This is a genomic window from Caecibacter sp. AF58-12pH5A, assembly GCF_027681725.1.
Lineage (GTDB): Bacteria > Bacillota > Negativicutes > Veillonellales > Megasphaeraceae > Megasphaera > Megasphaera hominis.
In genome coordinates this window covers 1-16,620 of the sequence record NZ_JAQDBC010000019.1, presented here as the reverse complement: position 1 = coordinate 16,620, position 16,620 = coordinate 1, and the positions used below count along the sequence as shown (strand labels likewise).

The window sequence follows — 16,620 nt, the reverse complement described above, 5'->3', positions numbered from 1 at the left end:
TAAACTACGTCTGTATTGTATAATGAGGGTACAACGTGGCAGAGGAGGGGGTTCCCATGGCTTTATTTGATAAGACCGAAGATAAGCTCTTGTATGGGCCGCAGGAGGTGCACTCGTCAGCTGATTATGTCATTGCAATCTTAAAGGATGCTCTTATTGCGAAACGGATTGCACCAGGCGATAAGCTTCCTTCGGAAACAGAACTGGCGCGGCGGTTTTCTGTCAGCCGCAGCTCGATTCGTGAAGCCATAAAGATTTTGTCGGCCTTTGGTGTCGTAGAGAGCAAACGGGGCGACGGTACGTACGTTGCCAAGGAAGCGAATGATACCTTTGTCTTTAAGCCGCTCCTGTTCAGCTTTATTCTTACGCAGCCGGATTTTCGGGAATTGCAGGAACTGCGCTTTATGCTGGAGGACTATATTTTGCAGCTCGTCCTGCAGCGGTATAGTGTGAACGATCTGCAAATCTTGGAGGCCTGTAATAATCAGCTTAAGCAGTGCAAAGAAAGACACCCGCAGCATGCAGAGGAAATTCTTCATTATGATTTGCAGTTTCACTGGCTGTTAGTGCGGATCGCGCAAAATAAGCTGATTGAAAAAATATATATCTTTGTGCTGGATTATTTTAAGCCTTATATCCAGAGGGGCATAGAGAACCCGGCTACGGTCATAGAAGAAGCGGGCTACCCGCACGATGCGATTATCCAGGCTATTAAGGAAAAGGATCCACAAAAGGCCCATGCGGCTATTCGCCGTTCTATTACTATTTGGAAACAGCTGTTGACTGCAAATTGAGGAGGAAGCATAGGATGAAAATTGTTGTCTTAGATGGATATTGTGAAAATCCCGGTGATCTTAGCTGGCAGGCCTTGCAGGAACTAGGCGATGAGTTGGTTGTCTATGACAGAACGCCCGCTAATGACGCTGTCATTGCTGAACGTATACGTGAGGCAACCGCTGTGTTTACGAATAAGACGCCCCTTTCCCGGACGGTACTGGAAGGGAGCCAGACACTGAAGTTTATTGGCGTTCTGGCAACAGGATACAATGTCGTAGACGTAGAAGCGGCGAAAGAAAGTGGCATTGTAGTCACCAATATTCCTACGTATGGAACCGATTCTGTAGCACAGATGGCGATTGCCCTGTTACTGGAAGTGTGCCATCACGTAGGTGCTCACAACGAGGCCGTACAGCGTGGCGAATGGGCTCATAATGCCGATTGGAGCTTTTGGAAATATCCCTTGATTGAGCTGGCTGGAAAAACGATGGGCATCATCGGTCTGGGACGTATTGGCCAGCGGACGGCACAAATTGCCCGGGCCCTGAACATGCGCGTCATAGCGAACGATGCCTTCGTTAGTGAAGCCGGGCAGGCTGTAGCAACGTACGTAGACCAGGATACGCTCTTTGCCCAGTCTGATGTTATCGTTCTCCATTGTCCCTTATTCCCTGATACGCAGGGACTGGTCAATGCGGAAACAATTGCTAAGATGAAGGATGGCGTCATCCTCATCAACAATTCCCGCGGCCCGTTGATCGTAGAAGCAGATCTGGCACAGGCCCTGAAGTCTGGTAAAGTAGCTGCGGCTGCTTTAGACGTTGTCTCTACAGAACCCATTAGGGAAGACAATCCCCTTTTGGGGCTCCCTAACTGCCTGATTACGCCTCACATTTCGTGGGCACCTAAGGAAGCCAGACAGCGTCTGATGGATATTGCTGTAGATAACTTAAGACAGTTTTTACAGGGGAAACCCATTAATGTCGTGAATCAGTAAGAAAAAAGCCCGGACCTGAAAAAGTCCGGGCTTTGCCATAGGTGTATTATTTTTCGTGGAAGAATTCGATTTCTTCTCCGCACGGGCCGATAGCAAAGGCCACGCGGATGGGGAACGGCGGTTCCGAAGCGATGACGACGTCTTTCGGTTCAACCGTAATGGTATAGCCTGCCTGCCGTACGGCAGCAATGCAGGCATCGGGATCATCGGTCGCCAAGGCCAGATGGTGGATCGAACCGGTAGCATGAGATACATTGCCGGCTGCAAACACTTCGACGACGCCACAGCCTGTGTCGATCATGGCACCGGCCTTGCTGCCTTCACCCCAGGAACGGAGTACGGTCAAACCGAGAACTTCCGTGTAAAAGTGAAGGACTTCTTTGAATTCTGCCGGGCAGGAACATTTGATGGCTGCGTGATGAATACCTTTGATTAAACTCATGATAACCTCTCCTTAAGGGAACGCTAAGAACGTGCCTTTTTTCGGGCGTTCCGTTGCACATGTTGACAATACATGATATACTATAGATATAAACAATAACTATTATTGATTAGAAACAAGGGAGTGATTCTTATGCGGATTGGTGAAGGGACCATCGAAGAAGTAAATGAAGATGGTTTGGTAAAAATCAAAGTAAACCGTGATCACTTATACGTTGCTTGCAGTGCCTGTGCCGCAGCAGAACACGTGATAATAACAGCTTACAACACCGTAGGGGCAGAAGAAGGAAATTATGTACGTTACGAAGTAGATGACTCACACTTGGTACTCAGTTCCTTTATCTGTTTTATCATGCCGTTGATTTTGGCAGCTGTAGGCGGTTTCGCAGGCTACATGCTGACGACGACCGTCCTCTGGGGCGTTATCGGCGCTGCTATAGGTGTGCTCATCGGCGTTCTCGGTGTCAAGCACTATGATAAAAGCCTGGGGCGTGTCCTCGATACGCGGGCATATATCACGGCAATCCTGGGAAAGGACGAAGCAGCCGTTCATGAAGAATGAAATCCGCGGGCGTGCGGCAAAGCAGGTGTTTCTGCTCTTGCCGCACTTTTTTTGTCCCTGAAATGACCGGTCTTACCGCGTCAGCGTATTGGTCAGTTCGCCAATGCCTTCAATCTTTATGGTTACTGTATCACCCGGCTTGAGCCATACCTGCTTATCTTCCGGATAGCCGAGAATAACACCGGAAGGCGTACCTGTGTAAATGACGTCGCCCGGTTTAAGGGTCATGTATTGAGAAATATAGCTGACGATCGTAGCGGGATCGAAGATCAAATCACTCGTATTAGAGTTTTGACGAAGCGTGCCGTTGACGTAGCTCTGTATTTGTAACTGATTGGCGTTGATTTCCTGGGCCGGTACGATATACGGTCCCAAGGGAGCAAAGCCGTCGAAGCTCTTGCCCATAATCCACTGGGTTGTGCGCAGCTGCAGGTCCCGGGCGGAAAAATCGTTGCCTGCCGTATAGCCAAAGATATAGTCAGGCGCTTCTTCCTTGGATACCTGTCGTGCTTCCTTGCCGATGACGATGACCAGTTCTGCTTCGTAATCGTATTTTTCGGCAGTTTCCGGCAAGCGGATGGCTTCTTTATGGCCGAGCAGGGCGTTGCTGAATTTGCTGAACAAGGTCGGATATTTTGGCAATTCCATGTGGGATTCCTTGGCATGAGCGGCATAGTTTAAGCCGACGCAAAGAATTTTTTCTGGTGCCGTAACGGCCGGTGCAAAATGAATGGTTTCCACGTCGACGACCGGACCGTTTGCAGCCGCTGTTTCCAGTGCCTGCAAGGACAAAGTCCCGTTTAAGGCATGCTCCATCGTTGCTGGAATAGCCGGATACCCGCCGGCTGTGGCATCATGGGCAGTACCGTCTTGTAAGACCCCCAGATGAATGTGACCATTTACATAGAAATTGAACAGTTTCATAGGACATCCCTCTTTTTTGATGGAAAATATATAATAACAAGCGTAATCTCTTACGTTGTATTATTGCTGTAGCGAGCTTATAGCGCGAGCGGGGAAAAGTCTGTAATCTCTTCCAGTGTGGCCACGAAGGCTTCCAGGTTATCCTGATCGGTCTGTGTAAACCGGTTATAAATAGGACTGTCTATATCGAGGACGGCTACGATGTGGTCTCCATTATGGATAGGGATGACGATTTCCGAGTTAGACGAACTGTCACAGGCAATGTGGCCGGGAAACAGGTGGACATTGTCGATACGCTGTGTCTTGTCTTCTGCAGCTGCCGTGCCGCAGACGCCTTTTCCCATAGGAATATGGATGCAGGCGACTTTTCCTTGAAAGGGCCCCAGTAAGAGGTGATCCTTCTGTATCAGATAAAAGCCGGCCCAATTAATGGACGGCAAGTGATCCATGAGCAAGGCCGAAGCGTTCGCAAAAACGGGCAGCCATGTGGCATCAGCGTCTGCGAGGGCCCGCAATTGCTGGTTCATCAAGGTCATATCAGTCATAGTAAAGCTCCTTTGCATGAGAATACGTTATGTTGCACGATCCGTGCTGTATGTACCATTTATTATATCATTAATAGGCAGGCAACAGGAAAAAAACTTGCCACTTTCTGTTTTCGTGCTAGAATTACTTTTGCGACAGAAAGGATGACAATACCATGATAGATATAAAAAAATGGACAGGCACGCTCCTGTCCCTCGTGGCTGCCTGTTTGCCCGGCCTGGCCAGCAGTGCAGCCATTCCCATTACGAATCTGGTACAAATCGTTGCCAGTGATGCAGCTACGGCAAAGACGGTAGCCTGGCAGGACGACAGCGGCCGCCGTGACTATACCGTCGTATACCGCCAGCAAGGAAATACGGATACACAGCGGGCCTTCGTTACCAGCCCGAAGCGGCCGCCTGTGTACGATGCAGACTGGGTGCCGCCCTATACATATGGTGCCTATATGCAGGGCCTTAAGCCCGATACGGCATATGAATATAAAATCGCCACGGCTGATGGGGAAAGCGGCTGGTTTCCCTTCCATACGACGACGGAACAGCTCAATGCCTACAAGGTCCTCATCTTCGGTGATTCCCAGTCGACCGATTACGGCGTCTGGGGCAGTACGGCCAGAACAGCGTATGAGCATCATCCGGAGGCTGCTTTTTTTATCATGATGGGAGACCTCAGCGATAACGGCCAGTCCTGGTATCAATGGCGCCAGTGGTATGAAAATGCCGACATCCTGACATCCCATATGCCCATTGCGCCCGTACTAGGCAATCATGAAGCCTATTCCCTGAACTGGACCTTTTGTGAACCTTATACGTATAAAGCACTCTTTCCTGTACCCTATGATGCACCGAAGGGGCAAAACCGCCTGGCCTATTCCTTTGATTACGGCGACGTTCATTACGTGTCCCTGAATACGGATTATGAAGAACTCCATACGGACTATCCGCAGATGATGGAAGAGGAAGCCCAGTGGCTCGATCAGGATCTGGCGGCAGCACAAAAACGGGCTAAACGCCTCATCGTCCTCATGCACCGGCCGGCTATTACGGCGACCTCCTGGGCTATACCGGATCTCAATGGGACGTGGTTCATGCCCCTTTTTGATAAGTACCATGTGCCCCTGGTCTTTACGGCCCATGAGCACTGCTATGCCCGGACAGAGCCCTTCCAGGACGGTAAGCCTGCTGCCGGCGGCACGACCTATGTGACGACAGGCCGGTCCGGTACGGAATCGTATACCGATACGGTGCAGCGCTATTGTGATGCCGTCTATTATAATCCCGTCGATATGCCCATGTACCTGACACTGCAGGTCAAACCAGACACGTTTGTCGTCACTGCCTATAAGAATGATGGTACGGTCATCGATGAGGCGTCCATTGCGGCGCCGCCTGTACAAAAGCAGGTCCAGGCTGTACGGGAAACATCGGCTGAGGCAGAAAAAAAGGGGAATCTCAAAGGCTTGGCAGGCAGAGCCCAGAACGGGACGGCCGGGAACACACCGGTGCAGATTGTGACAAAACCGTGACATAGATATAGTACAATCAATACTAGGAGATGATGCCAATGCAAGACAAAACCTGTAAATTTCTTGCTGTCGTCTTTGCTTTATCCCTGACCTTGGTTCATAATCCTAGTGTTTCCCAGGCCAGCAGCAATGATTTGGCTGCTTCCAATGCAGCGCTTTTGCGCCAAATGAACCGGATGGAACAACGGATTGACCAGGACTGGCAGACGCAGCGCCGTTTCTTTTCAAACTGGATGAATCAGTCCCTGACGGCTCCCGATCCGTTTGCCAATATGTGGCGGGATCAGCAGCAGAATCTGGAAAATCTGCAGGCAGCCTTTGGGAAAAATGCCCTGGCCGGTAACGGTATAGGCAGCAGTCTGCGTTTGACCAGCGGTGCTGGTGACGCCGGCGGCGTAGAAGTGACGAGCCGCTCGTGGGGTACAGGCACACCGGCCCAGGCGAATGTAGCCTATGCCATTAGCGGGCAAAATCTGACGGGTGATGTAACGGCTGATCAGGGCAGCACACTTACCTTATCCTTACAGAATGGCACGCATTTTAAAGGCGCCTTTAACGCCGGCCAAAAGGCACACGCAGCAGCACTCAGCCTGGATCAGGACTCCGTATGGGACGTAACGGAAGATTCGTACGTGACGGCTCTTACCGATACGGATACAAGCCTGGCTAATATTCACAGTAATGGCCATACCGTATATTATGATGCGGCTAATGAAGCCAATGCCTGGCTTCAGGGCCAGACAAAAAAACTGCCCGGTGGTGGTACGCTGACACCGATGGCGCAGACAACCAACACGAAAGCGTAATAAAAATCCGGTTTCTCCGCGGGAGAAACCGGATTCTTTTTACTCAAACGACCGGGCCAACGCTGTAAATTCTGCTATATGCCGGGGATACCAGTCGGTAAAAGGCTGCCTGGCTTCTTCCAGGACGGCTGCGAGAGCCGTAAAGAAGGGGGGCAGCGTTTCTTCCTTCAAGGTGGCAACTTCCTCGCCGAAGGCTTCCTGGCCGAGGTGGCTGTTGCCGCCGGCACTGACGACGTACGCCGGGTAGGGATGCTTATCGACAATCTTTAAGGCGCCGCGCAGGCCGATGCGGCCTGCCTGATGGCCGCCACAGGAGAAATGGCAGCCGGAAATATGCAGCTGCGGCAAATAGCGCGTTGCCACGCCGGATGCATCCAGGGCTTGCAGCAACGCTGTCAGGCAGGCCTGGGCGTCGCGGATCCCCATTTGGCAGGTCGTAGCGCCAATGCAGGCGACCGAAGCGTGGAAGGCATCTTTGGCCGTATCGCCGTCTATGATGGCGAGGGCCCGGGCTGCTTCGTCAGGCCGCAGGTTGATGGCGTAAAAGGAGCTGTCCATGCCGAGGCGTCCTGCTGCTTCAGGGCAGGTGGATACATAGCGCAGGAGGGCCGTAAAGACTTCTTTTTTAGGCAGACCACCGCGGGGCTGATAGTGGATATAATAGAGGCCGTCTTGCTTTTGTGGCTGTATGCGGCTGTCAGCCTGTACGACCGGCGGCATCGCCCCGGGCGCAGCGACACCTGGCTCCGGCACGATGTCCAGCTCTTTTTTCCGGGCTTTTTCCAGGTACTCTGCAAAGAGGCGGCGAAATTCCTCTTCGCCCAGGGTCAGGAGCAAATAGCGGCTGCGGGCCCGGGCGTGGGCTTCGTAATTGCCGTGTTCACTGAAGAGCTGCAGCATAGCATCCAGGTAATACAGGCATTGGGACGGCTCCGTATGACGGGCGAGGCAAAGGCCCATTTGCGGACGCGGCCCTAAGCCGCCGGCAGCATAGACGTCAAAGCCGCCGTTACCATCCCAGACAAAGCCCAGATCCTTAAAGGTCGCATGCGTTTCGTTGCGCCGGCTAGCCGTAAAGGCGATCTTAAACTTACGGGGCAGGCGCAGCGTCGGAAACACGGCCAGCCTGTAGGCAGCGGCGGCCCGTACGTAGGGACTGATGTCGAACGTTTCTGCCGGGTCGATGCCGCGCAACGGGTCTGCCGCAATGCTGCTGAAATGGCTGCCGCCGCTGGCCGTGCCAAAGACGTCGTGCTCCAGGGCTTCAGCATAAATGTCGAGAACCTCCGGCCCGCTCAAGTGATGAAACTGCAGGGCCTGGCCACTCGTGAAGTGAATCTTTTGGATCGCATGGGTTTCGATGCAGTCTGCCAGGTAGGCCAGCTGGTCATGGCTTATGGCACCGGCAATAAAGCGCAGGCGCAGCATGGCTGTCTGGCCGCCCCGTTCGGCATAGCTGCCGAAACTGCCGGAAGCGCCCATATATTGTATCGGCGAAATACGGCCGCTAAAAAAATCATCACTAAGCTGGCGGTATTTCGGGACAAGCTGTAATAACAGGTCTTTCATTTTTTGGTTGATCAGGGTCATGGCGAGTCCTTTCTTTTTATAATAACAAGTTTTATCATAGTATACACGAAAAAATTGGCCCTTGTCTGTACGAAAAGCAACGGCATCAAAGAGGACCTGTCTATGACGATTTGGCAATTCAAAAATTAGGGTATTCCCATTTCCTCTATTTTGTAGTATCATAGAACACGTCACCAAACACTATATGTTGTATGTACGGATAAAGATAATAACCATATTTGGTATAAGATAAGAAGATTATGAATTTTTAAAGGAAATGAGGAGATTGGTAATGGAGCAGATGGAACCCATGGAAAATGTACACGTAAAGGTCAACGTCATCAAGCGGAATGGCCAGGAAGTAGGCTTTGATATTAAGAAAATTATCAATGCCATTACGAAGGCCAATAATGAAGTAGACGATGTTCATCAAATGAACCCCTATCAAATCCGGGCCGTTGCCGATACGATTGCCAAGAATATTTCCTCCCTGCCCCATGCCATCAACGTAGAAGATATACAAGATATGGTAGAAAAGGGCATTATGGAAATGCGTGGCTACGAAGTGGCCCAGAAATATGTACGCTATCGCTATAAACGGGAAATTTCCCGTAAGACGAATACGACAGATGACAGCATCCTGGCCCTCATTGAACAGATGAATGAAGAAGTCAAACAGGAAAATTCCAATAAAAACCCGGTCATCAATTCGACACAGCGCGACTATATGGCCGGTGAAGTCAGCAAGGACCTGACCCGGCGCGTCCTCTTGCCGGAAGACATCATCCGGGCGCACGAACAGGGCATTATCCATTTCCACGACATGGATTACTACGCCCAGAAGGAACACAACTGCGACCTCATCAATTTGGAAGACATGCTCCAAAACGGCACGGTCATCAGCGAAACACTCATCGAAAAACCGCACAGCTTCTTTACGGCCTGCAACGTAACGACGCAGATCGTCGCCCAGGTGGCCAGCAACCAGTATGGCGGCCAGTCCTTTACGCTGGCCCATTTGGCACCTTTCGTCGACATTAGCCGTCAAAAGATCCGCCGCCAGGTTGAAGAAGAACGCAAGCTCTGCGGCGAAAGCATGAATCCGGAAGTCATTCATAAAATTGTGGCCCGCCGGCTGCGGGAAGAAGTAAAGAGCGGTATCCAGACGATCCAGTACCAGCTCATTACGCTCATGACCTGTAATGGCCAGGCACCGTTCGTCACCATGTTCATGTACCTCGACGAAGTACCGGAAGGACAGACGCGGGACGACTTGGCCCTCATTATCGAAGAAGTCCTGCGCCAGCGCATGCAGGGCGTCAAAAACGAAAAGGGCGTCTGGATTACACCGGCCTTCCCGAAACTGATTTATGTCCTCGATGAAGACAACATCTCAGAAGATGCACCGTACTGGTATCTGACCAAACAGGCTGCAGAATGCACGGCCAAACGGCTCGTGCCGGACTATATTTCGGCAAAAATCATGAAGCAGCTGAAACAGGGCAACGTTTACACGTGCATGGGCTGCCGTTCCTTCCTGACCGTAGAAGATTCCCAGCGCAAGGCTGACGGCACGCATAAATTCTACGGCCGCTTCAATCAGGGTGTCGTTACGATCAACCTCGTTGACGTAGCCTGCTCGTCCTATGGTGATATGGAAAAATTCTGGCAGATTTTGGATGAACGCCTGGATCTCTGCCACCGGGCCCTGCGCTGCCGCCATGAACGCCTCTTGGGCACCGTTTCTGACGTAGCACCGATCCTTTGGCAGTATGGCGCCCTGGCCCGTCTGAAGAAAGGCGAAACCATCGACCGCCTGCTCTTTAATGGCTATTCGACCATTTCCCTGGGCTATGCCGGCCTCTATGAAATGTGCATGCGCATGCTCGGCAAATCCCATACGACGCCGGAAGGCCGCGAATTTGCCCTCCAGGTCATGCAGCACTTGAATGACAAGTGCAAGGAATGGCGCGATGCCGAAAATATCAGTTATTCTGTCTATGGCACCCCCATGGAATCGACGACGTACCGCTTTGCCAAGGCCTTGCAGAAACGCTTTGGCATCATCAAAGGTGTAACGGACAAGAACTACATTACCAATAGTTACCACGTCCACGTAACGGAACCGATCGATGCCTTCCACAAGCTGAAGTTTGAAGCCGACTTCCAGCGCCTTTCGCCAGGCGGCGCCATCAGCTACGTAGAAGTGCCGAATATGCAGAATAATATTCCTGCCGTCCTGACGGTCATGAAATATATTTACAACAACATCATGTATGCCGAACTGAACACGAAGAGCGACTATTGTGAAGTTTGCGGCTACGATGGTGAAATCAAGATTATTGAAGATGAAACGGGAAAATTGATTTGGGAATGCCCGAACTGCGGCAACCGTGACCAGGAAAAGATGTCCGTTGCCCGCCGTACGTGCGGCTACATCGGCACTCAGTTCTGGAATCAGGGCCGGACCCAGGAAATCAAGGACCGCGTTCTCCATCTCTAAAGGATGAACTATGAATTACGCAGAAATTAAAGAATACGATATAGCCAATGGTCCCGGCGTGCGTCTGAGTCTTTTTGTCTCAGGCTGCACCCACCATTGCCCGGGCTGCTTCAACGAGATGACCTGGAACTTTGATTACGGCCAGGCATTTACGGCAGACGTAGCAGGGGAGCTTCTGGAAAAACTGGGGGAAGACTGCTACCAGGGCCTGACCCTCTTAGGCGGCGAACCTATGGAACCGGTCAACCAAAAGGGCCTTTTGCCGCTCTTGCGCCAGGTTAAGGCACAGTATCCCCAAAAGGATATTTGGTGCTTTACAGGCTATCTCTTTGACAGGGATCTCCTGGGCCGTATGGCACATTCCGTACCGGAAACGAAGGAACTCCTGTCGTACATCGACGTTCTCGTAGACGGCGAATTTATCTTGGCAGAAAAGGATGTCACACTCCTCTTTAAGGGCTCGCGCAACCAACGCACCATTGACGTGCAGGCGTCCCTTGAAAAAGGCCATATCGTCCTCTGGGATACGCAGCAGGCAGCAATTAGAAAAGCATAACGAAAGACCGTATGGGCAGCGCTTTTGTTGCCTATACGGTCTTTTTTTACCACGAAATACGGATCAGATCAGGCCCAGACCCTGGAAGAGAATCTTCAGGCCAATGAGAATCAGGACGATACCGCCCAGCCGTTCCGAACCGGCCTTATAACGCAGGCCGAAGAGACTGCCGACCTTGATGCCCACAGCCGAACAGACAAAGGTAGTCAGGCCAATACAGACAGCGGCGTAGACGATGGAAACGCCCATAAAGGCAAACGTTACGCCGACTGCCAGGGCGTCGATGCTCGTGGCAATGGCCAGGAAGAACATAGTACCTGCGGCGAGAGACGCATTTTCCTCTTCTTCACCACCGGCCTCGCGGATCATGTTAGCGCCGATGAGAACGAGAATGAGACAGGAAATCCAGCTGTTGTAGCGCATGATATAGGCGGAAAAGAAGCTGCCTAAATAGTAGCCTATCGTCGGCATGAGGGCCTGAAAGCCGCCAAACCAGGCGCCGGCAATGAGCATATGCCGGACTCTTGTCTGCCCCAGGGACAGGCCCTTACAGACAGAGACGGCAAAAGCGTCCATAGAGAGGCTCAAAGCCAGGATGAATAATTCCAGTGTAGTCACAATATCTCCCTCGTTTTCTGTCAAAAAAAAGACCTGAAGACAGCAAGAATACTGTCTCCAAGTCTCATCATTTCAAATAGCACCGGGTGTATACACCAGGATGTTGATACTATTGTACATGTGTATGTACTGATTACTCCCTTGAAGCAATACAGCTATTATATAGCAGCCCTGGGAGTGTGTCAATGAAATTGAAAATAAAATTGAGAATGACCTCAGGCCGTTTTCATGGTAACCAAGTACACTGTAGCCAGAATACAGGCAAAACCTGTAATATCCGTTGCCGTAAAGGGCGTACCGAGGAGAAGAAACGAGCAAACCGTAGCCGATAAAGGCTCTAAGGTACCGATAAAGGTGGCCTTTACGGGGCCAATATCGCCGACGCCGCGCAAAAATAAGGTAAACGAAGCGACCGTGCCGATGAGGACGATGAAGGCAATGGCCATCCAGCCGGAGAAATCCAGATTAAGCGAGGCGTGCCACGGCGTGATGATCAGGCCTAAGGCCATGCCGCCGATCAGCATGGCCAGAGCGTTGACCGGCAAGGTGCCCCATTTGCGGATTTGGGCGCTGGGCAAAATCGTATATAAAACAGAGCAGGCAGCCGAGCCAAAGCCAAAGACCAGGGCCAGCGGTGAAATGATCAAGTGGTGGAAATCGCCGCCTGTAGCGATGAGAAAGACGCCGCCTAAGGCGAGCAGGATGGCCAGCATGTGCCAGGCATTAGGCAGACGGCGGAGATGGATGGCCGCAATGGTCGACATGAGCACGACGTTGAGTGATTGTAATACCGTTGCCGTGCCGGCGTTGGCGTATTCAATAGCGGAAAGATAGGTCGCCTGGCAGGTAATAAGCCCGAAAACAGCAAAAATAACGATATGGAGCATATCGCGCGGGCTGTGCAGGACGTGAACCAGCGTCGGGCGCTGCAGTCCTAAGACCAATGCCAGCAGTACGACACCGGCACCGATCATACGCATATTGGTGAGCAGCAGGGCATCTATTGTATAGTATGTAAATAAGTATTGGCCACACGTACCGGACATACCCCAGCTGAGGGCACCGGCAGTAGCACAAATGAAACCACGCTTTACATGTTCTTCGGCCATGAGAACCTCCTTCTTTCTAATTACGCCTTATTATAAAAGACGTTCTTAGCCTTGTAAAGAGGCATATTTTTGTCAGCGCACCGTGTCGTTGTTGATTTTACCGGAGCATGATAGAATATATAAAGAACATATATAATCAGCGTCTTTATAGGGAATTGTCGTTAGGGGGAATTACTATGACTTGGTCTATGCCTTCGTATACAGCACCAGATTTTACATTGCCGTTATTTACAGCTGCGCCTGATGCGACGCTGGTACCGGCACCACGGGATGGTGTGGCGCCGGACCGGTACCATTCCATGTCGATCTTCCCGGAATATTTTAAAGTCCACGGCACGTGGCTATTGGCAGAAGAAAGCCGCATGGATTGTGTACCTGTTTATGCCGGCGGCCGCATTGCCGTCGTCGAATTCCGCAATTTGAAACAAGGCGATCTCGTCGTCGTTGGCCGTAAGGAACGGGGCGAAGAAGGAATCTACGTCCATGATACAGGCTTTTTGGCAGACCGGGAAGACACGGATGATTCCTTTATCTTCCGGACCGGCCGCTCGCGGGAAACGGCATATTCTAAAGATTACGATTCTGTCTATGAACTGCTCGAGTATGAAAAGCAGCATGGGAAAATCGTCTGGGTCATGGGGCCGGCCTGCGCGTTCGATGCCGATGCCCGTGCGGCCTTTGCCGATCTCGTCCGGGCCGGCTATGTCGACGGCCTCATGGCCGGTAATGCCCTGGCAACACACGATCTGGAAGCTGCCTATTTGGGTACTGCCCTAGGACAGGATGTGTATACGCAAAAACTGGCTCCCTTAGGCCATTATAATCACTTGGATACGATCAACAAGGTACGCCAATATGGCTCCATCCATACATTTATCGAAAAGGAAAAGTTGGATAACGGCATCATTGCCGCATTGGACCGCTGCCACATCCCCTTTGTCCTGGCCGGGTCCATCCGCGATGACGGGCCATTGCCGGAAGTCATTGGCAACGTGTATGAAGCCCAAAATGCTATGCGCGACATGATCCGCAATGCCACGACGGTCATCTGCATGGCAACGATGCTGCACTCCATTGCTACGGGCAACATGTTCCCGTCCTATCGGGTCGTCGACGGACACGTACGGCCAACGTATTTCTATTGTGTCGATATTTCGGAATTTGCCGTCAACAAGCTGCGCGACCGGGGCAGTCTCAGTGTCAGCTCCATCGTGACGAATGTACAGGATTTCGTCGTCAATGTACGGAATAATCTTTGCCGCTAAGCGCAGGCTGGCAGGAAACGTGTAAGTAAGGAGAAAAACGCATGAAAATCACCTTTTTCTTGCCATATATGGAAATGAAGGATGTCGTCTCCCAGACCTTTGTGGAACAGCAAAAGCAGGATACAGAAGCGTGGCAGCTGGAAACAATTTTAAAATTAGGCACGCAGATTTTAGGCGACATTTCCGTATCCGGTGATGTCGTCATTGCCCGCGGCGCGACGTACCGCAAACTAAAGAAAATACTGCATCACGTGCCGGTAACGGAACTAAAAATCAGTGGCTATGACATCATGCGGGCGGCGCTGGCCTGTAAAAAAGAATATGGTGACGGGCGTATCGGTTTTATTGGCACCAAGGAAATGATTTATGGCACCCAAAATATTTCCCAGCTGATCCCGGTAGAGCTGGTAACGGCAGAAGCCGATGAAGAAAAAGAAATTCACGCGCAATTAGTACGCATGCGCGACCAAGGCATCCGCGCTGTCATAGGCGGCGTAACGGCGACGATCATTGCCCGCCAGCTGGGCTTTTCTGTCGTGCGCATCAGCTCCGGTAAAGAAGCAGTCTATCAGGCACTGGTAGAAGCCAAGCGGGCCTATCACCTTTCCCTGCAGGAACGGCGGCGGGCCGAACTGTTTCAGGTTATTTTGAACTATACGAGTGACGGTATGATTGCCGTCGACCGCAATGGTGAAATCCTCATGATCAACAGGGAAGCCGCCAATATTACAGGCCTTTCGCCACAATGCGGCGGACAGCGCCTCGTCTCCCTATTGCCCCAACTGCCACTGCAAATGGTCTTGGAAACAGGCCAGCCCGTGCTCAACCACATCGTGCGCGTGAACGACCAGGATATTAACCTGAACTGCGTCCCTATGCAGGCAGGTGAACAGACCATTGGTGCCGTGGCGGCTTTTCAGCCGGTCCTGAAGGTACAAAATCTGGGCAACGAAATACGGCGTAAGAAAAATAAAAAAGGCCATGTAGCCAAGGCGACGTTTGCCGATATTTTTGGCGATAGTCCTGCGTTAAAGGATACGATTCACTTGGCACAACAATACAGCAAGTCCGATGCCAATGTCCTCGTCAATGGGGAAACAGGGACTGGGAAAGAACTGTTCGCCCAGAGTATTCATAACGCCAGCCGCAGACGAAATGAACCTTTTGTGGCCATCAACTGCGCCGTCTTGTCGGAAAACCTCCTGGAAAGTGAACTCTTTGTCTACGTGGAAGGGGCCTTTACGGATGCTCGTAAGGGCGGGAAACTCGGCCTCTTTGAAGCAGCCCACAACGGCACCCTCTTTTTGGATGAAATTGCTGAAATTTCGCCGCGCATGCAGGGCCTGCTCCTGCGCGTTTTGCAGGAACACGAAATCATGCGTGTCGGCGACGATCAGATTATTCCCGTCAACGTACGGGTCATCGCCGCGACGAACCGCGATTTAGCCGAAATGAGCCGGGCAGGCCTGTTCCGCCTGGATCTCTATTATCGCCTCAATACACTGCACCTGGTCCTGCCACCCTTGCGTGAACGGGGAGCTGACGTAGTGACTCTGTTTAAACGCTTTCTTACGACCATTTATAACCGGAATGGCATCATTTGGAAAGGGATGACAGCCCAGGCAGAACAATGCCTCCTGCAGCAGCCCTGGGCCGGCAACATTAGAGAACTGTACAACGTAGCCGAACGCGTCGCCGTATTCACAGAAGGACGGGAATTGCAGGAAAGCGACCTGCGCGTAGCCCTCACGGGCGGCGTATACGGCAGTGCAGACAAACCCGTATCCGTAGAAACAGATACTAAGGCAGAAGCTGCTATGCCTGAATCAGAAGCAGCGCCTCCCGGCTCAGGCATGGATGAATACGAACGCATTCGGGCAGCCCTGGAAAAAACGCATTATCATTATGGCAAAGCGGCGGAACTCCTGGGCATGAGCCGGACGACGTTGTGGCGGAAGATGAAACAGTTTAAGTGATGATTGTAAATAGTTGAGAAGAAACTAGATGGAATTTGCCTAGGCAATCTCGTAAAAATAAAATGGGGTGTATGAGAATATATGCCTGATGAGAGCACGTAAGCCGTCGTAGGTTCATGTTACTGTACTGTTCTCGTAACAGGAAAAAGCCTCCGCTTCTATAGGCGGGGATACATTCATGTAAATCTCTTTATCCATACTATTATATTGTGAAGGATTTATCTTATAGAGCGAACTTCAAGTATAGAAAAAGTTAACTTGGAATTCGCTCTATAATTTTTTTATTAGACTTGCAGACGATAAAAAAATGAAAAATGTTAATTCAGATGTGTGAAACTAATGAAATAAAATGTTTTAAATGAAAGACATATGAAACATGAATGAGGCAAAGGGTTTGTCAAGTTAAGTGTGTAAGTTTTTTTAGGTATCATAAAAGAAGATGCGTT

Annotated in this window: 15 protein-coding genes; 9 read left to right on the top strand and 6 right to left on the bottom strand. The window is 51.1% G+C overall.

The features are described from left to right. The first annotated feature begins 56 nt into the window (after nucleotides 1-56). Both PGX44_RS08925 and PGX44_RS08920 read left to right on the top strand, forming a co-directional pair. Nucleotides 57-794, top strand: coding sequence for a FadR/GntR family transcriptional regulator (locus PGX44_RS08925; RefSeq protein ID WP_498855109.1), 738 nt, complete (start codon nucleotides 57-59; stop codon nucleotides 792-794). Between the two features lie 14 nt (nucleotides 795-808). Next, complete coding sequence (locus PGX44_RS08920; RefSeq protein WP_498855108.1) at nucleotides 809-1,774, top strand: D-2-hydroxyacid dehydrogenase; 966 nt, start codon at nucleotides 809-811, stop codon at nucleotides 1,772-1,774. Nucleotides 1,775-1,820: 46 nt separating this feature from the next. Here PGX44_RS08920 and PGX44_RS08915 read toward each other — a convergent pair whose 3' ends face one another. Then, on the bottom strand, nucleotides 1,821-2,216 hold the full coding sequence (locus PGX44_RS08915; protein ID WP_498855107.1) for a VOC family protein: 396 nt from the start codon (nucleotides 2,214-2,216) through the stop codon (nucleotides 1,821-1,823). A 132-nt stretch (nucleotides 2,217-2,348) separates the two neighbouring features. On the opposite strand from PGX44_RS08915, the gene PGX44_RS08910 reads away from it, so the two are divergent. Then, the gene (locus PGX44_RS08910) at nucleotides 2,349-2,777 is read left to right on the top strand and encodes a SoxR reducing system RseC family protein (protein ID WP_498855106.1); all 429 of its coding nucleotides are present in this window, start codon (nucleotides 2,349-2,351) and stop codon (nucleotides 2,775-2,777) included. A gap of 72 nt (nucleotides 2,778-2,849) precedes the next feature. Here PGX44_RS08910 and PGX44_RS08905 read toward each other — a convergent pair whose 3' ends face one another. Both PGX44_RS08905 and PGX44_RS08900 read right to left on the bottom strand, forming a co-directional pair. Continuing rightward, on the bottom strand, nucleotides 2,850-3,701 hold the full coding sequence (locus PGX44_RS08905; protein ID WP_498855105.1) for a fumarylacetoacetate hydrolase family protein: 852 nt from the start codon (nucleotides 3,699-3,701) through the stop codon (nucleotides 2,850-2,852). Nucleotides 3,702-3,778: 77 nt separating this feature from the next. Then, entirely contained in the window at nucleotides 3,779-4,246 is a 468-nt protein-coding gene (locus PGX44_RS08900; RefSeq protein ID WP_498855104.1) for a GAF domain-containing protein, read from the bottom strand. 155 nt (nucleotides 4,247-4,401) lie between these two features. Here PGX44_RS08900 and PGX44_RS08895 point away from each other — a divergent pair, with 155 nt between their 5' ends. Beyond that, nucleotides 4,402-5,772: a purple acid phosphatase family protein gene (locus PGX44_RS08895; protein ID WP_498855103.1), complete on the top strand. Its 1,371-nt coding sequence runs from the start codon at nucleotides 4,402-4,404 to the stop codon at nucleotides 5,770-5,772. 38 nt (nucleotides 5,773-5,810) lie between these two features. Further along, nucleotides 5,811-6,578 (top strand): hypothetical protein, encoded by a 768-nt coding sequence (locus PGX44_RS08890; protein WP_498855102.1) that lies wholly within the window; start codon nucleotides 5,811-5,813, stop codon nucleotides 6,576-6,578. 39 nt (nucleotides 6,579-6,617) lie between these two features. Here the strand turns inward: PGX44_RS08890 and PGX44_RS08885 are convergent, their stop codons facing one another. Further along, nucleotides 6,618-8,168, bottom strand: coding sequence for a ferredoxin-like domain-containing protein (locus tag PGX44_RS08885; protein WP_498855101.1), 1,551 nt, complete (start codon nucleotides 8,166-8,168; stop codon nucleotides 6,618-6,620). A 271-nt stretch (nucleotides 8,169-8,439) separates the two neighbouring features. Here PGX44_RS08885 and nrdD point away from each other — a divergent pair, with 271 nt between their 5' ends. Together nrdD and nrdG are read left to right on the top strand one after the other, a co-directional pair. Further along, complete coding sequence (gene nrdD / locus PGX44_RS08880; RefSeq protein ID WP_498855100.1) at nucleotides 8,440-10,650, top strand: anaerobic ribonucleoside-triphosphate reductase; 2,211 nt, start codon at nucleotides 8,440-8,442, stop codon at nucleotides 10,648-10,650. Between the two features lie 10 nt (nucleotides 10,651-10,660). Beyond that, entirely contained in the window at nucleotides 10,661-11,206 is a 546-nt protein-coding gene (nrdG, locus tag PGX44_RS08875) for an anaerobic ribonucleoside-triphosphate reductase activating protein (RefSeq protein ID WP_498855099.1), read from the top strand. 63 nt (nucleotides 11,207-11,269) lie between these two features. On the opposite strand, the gene PGX44_RS08870 is transcribed toward nrdG, so the two are convergent. Together PGX44_RS08870 and PGX44_RS08865 are read right to left on the bottom strand one after the other, a co-directional pair. After that, complete coding sequence (locus tag PGX44_RS08870; RefSeq protein WP_498855098.1) at nucleotides 11,270-11,824, bottom strand: manganese efflux pump MntP; 555 nt, start codon at nucleotides 11,822-11,824, stop codon at nucleotides 11,270-11,272. Between the two features lie 215 nt (nucleotides 11,825-12,039). Next, the gene (locus PGX44_RS08865) at nucleotides 12,040-12,933 is read right to left on the bottom strand and encodes a DMT family transporter (RefSeq protein WP_498855097.1); all 894 of its coding nucleotides are present in this window, start codon (nucleotides 12,931-12,933) and stop codon (nucleotides 12,040-12,042) included. A gap of 176 nt (nucleotides 12,934-13,109) precedes the next feature. Between PGX44_RS08865 and PGX44_RS08860 the strand changes: the two genes are divergently transcribed. Next, on the top strand, nucleotides 13,110-14,198 hold the full coding sequence (locus PGX44_RS08860; RefSeq protein WP_498855096.1) for a putative NPN-dependent ornithine cyclodeaminase: 1,089 nt from the start codon (nucleotides 13,110-13,112) through the stop codon (nucleotides 14,196-14,198). 41 nt (nucleotides 14,199-14,239) lie between these two features. Further along, nucleotides 14,240-16,174, top strand: a complete 1,935-nt coding sequence (locus PGX44_RS08855; RefSeq protein ID WP_498855095.1) for a sigma 54-interacting transcriptional regulator — start codon at nucleotides 14,240-14,242, stop codon at nucleotides 16,172-16,174. Nucleotides 16,175-16,620 lie beyond the last annotated feature (446 nt).

Excerpts from the sequence above, each read along its gene's own strand:
- PGX44_RS08925 (WP_498855109.1), top strand. The coding sequence starts at position 57 with ATGGCTTTATTTGATAAGACCGAAGATAAGCTCTTGTATGGGCCGCAG.
- PGX44_RS08920 (WP_498855108.1), top strand. The coding sequence starts at position 809 with ATGAAAATTGTTGTCTTAGATGGATATTGTGAAAATCCCGGTGATCTT.
- PGX44_RS08915 (WP_498855107.1), bottom strand. The coding sequence starts at position 2,216 with ATGAGTTTAATCAAAGGTATTCATCACGCAGCCATCAAATGTTCCTGC.
- PGX44_RS08910 (WP_498855106.1), top strand. The coding sequence starts at position 2,349 with ATGCGGATTGGTGAAGGGACCATCGAAGAAGTAAATGAAGATGGTTTG.
- PGX44_RS08905 (WP_498855105.1), bottom strand. The coding sequence starts at position 3,701 with ATGAAACTGTTCAATTTCTATGTAAATGGTCACATTCATCTGGGGGTC.
- PGX44_RS08900 (WP_498855104.1), bottom strand. The coding sequence starts at position 4,246 with ATGACTGATATGACCTTGATGAACCAGCAATTGCGGGCCCTCGCAGAC.
- PGX44_RS08895 (WP_498855103.1), top strand. The coding sequence starts at position 4,402 with ATGATAGATATAAAAAAATGGACAGGCACGCTCCTGTCCCTCGTGGCT.
- PGX44_RS08890 (WP_498855102.1), top strand. The coding sequence starts at position 5,811 with ATGCAAGACAAAACCTGTAAATTTCTTGCTGTCGTCTTTGCTTTATCC.
- PGX44_RS08885 (WP_498855101.1), bottom strand. The coding sequence starts at position 8,168 with ATGACCCTGATCAACCAAAAAATGAAAGACCTGTTATTACAGCTTGTC.
- nrdD (WP_498855100.1), top strand. The coding sequence starts at position 8,440 with ATGGAGCAGATGGAACCCATGGAAAATGTACACGTAAAGGTCAACGTC.
- nrdG (WP_498855099.1), top strand. The coding sequence starts at position 10,661 with ATGAATTACGCAGAAATTAAAGAATACGATATAGCCAATGGTCCCGGC.
- PGX44_RS08865 (WP_498855097.1), bottom strand. The coding sequence starts at position 12,933 with ATGGCCGAAGAACATGTAAAGCGTGGTTTCATTTGTGCTACTGCCGGT.
- PGX44_RS08860 (WP_498855096.1), top strand. The coding sequence starts at position 13,110 with ATGACTTGGTCTATGCCTTCGTATACAGCACCAGATTTTACATTGCCG.
- PGX44_RS08855 (WP_498855095.1), top strand. The coding sequence starts at position 14,240 with ATGAAAATCACCTTTTTCTTGCCATATATGGAAATGAAGGATGTCGTC.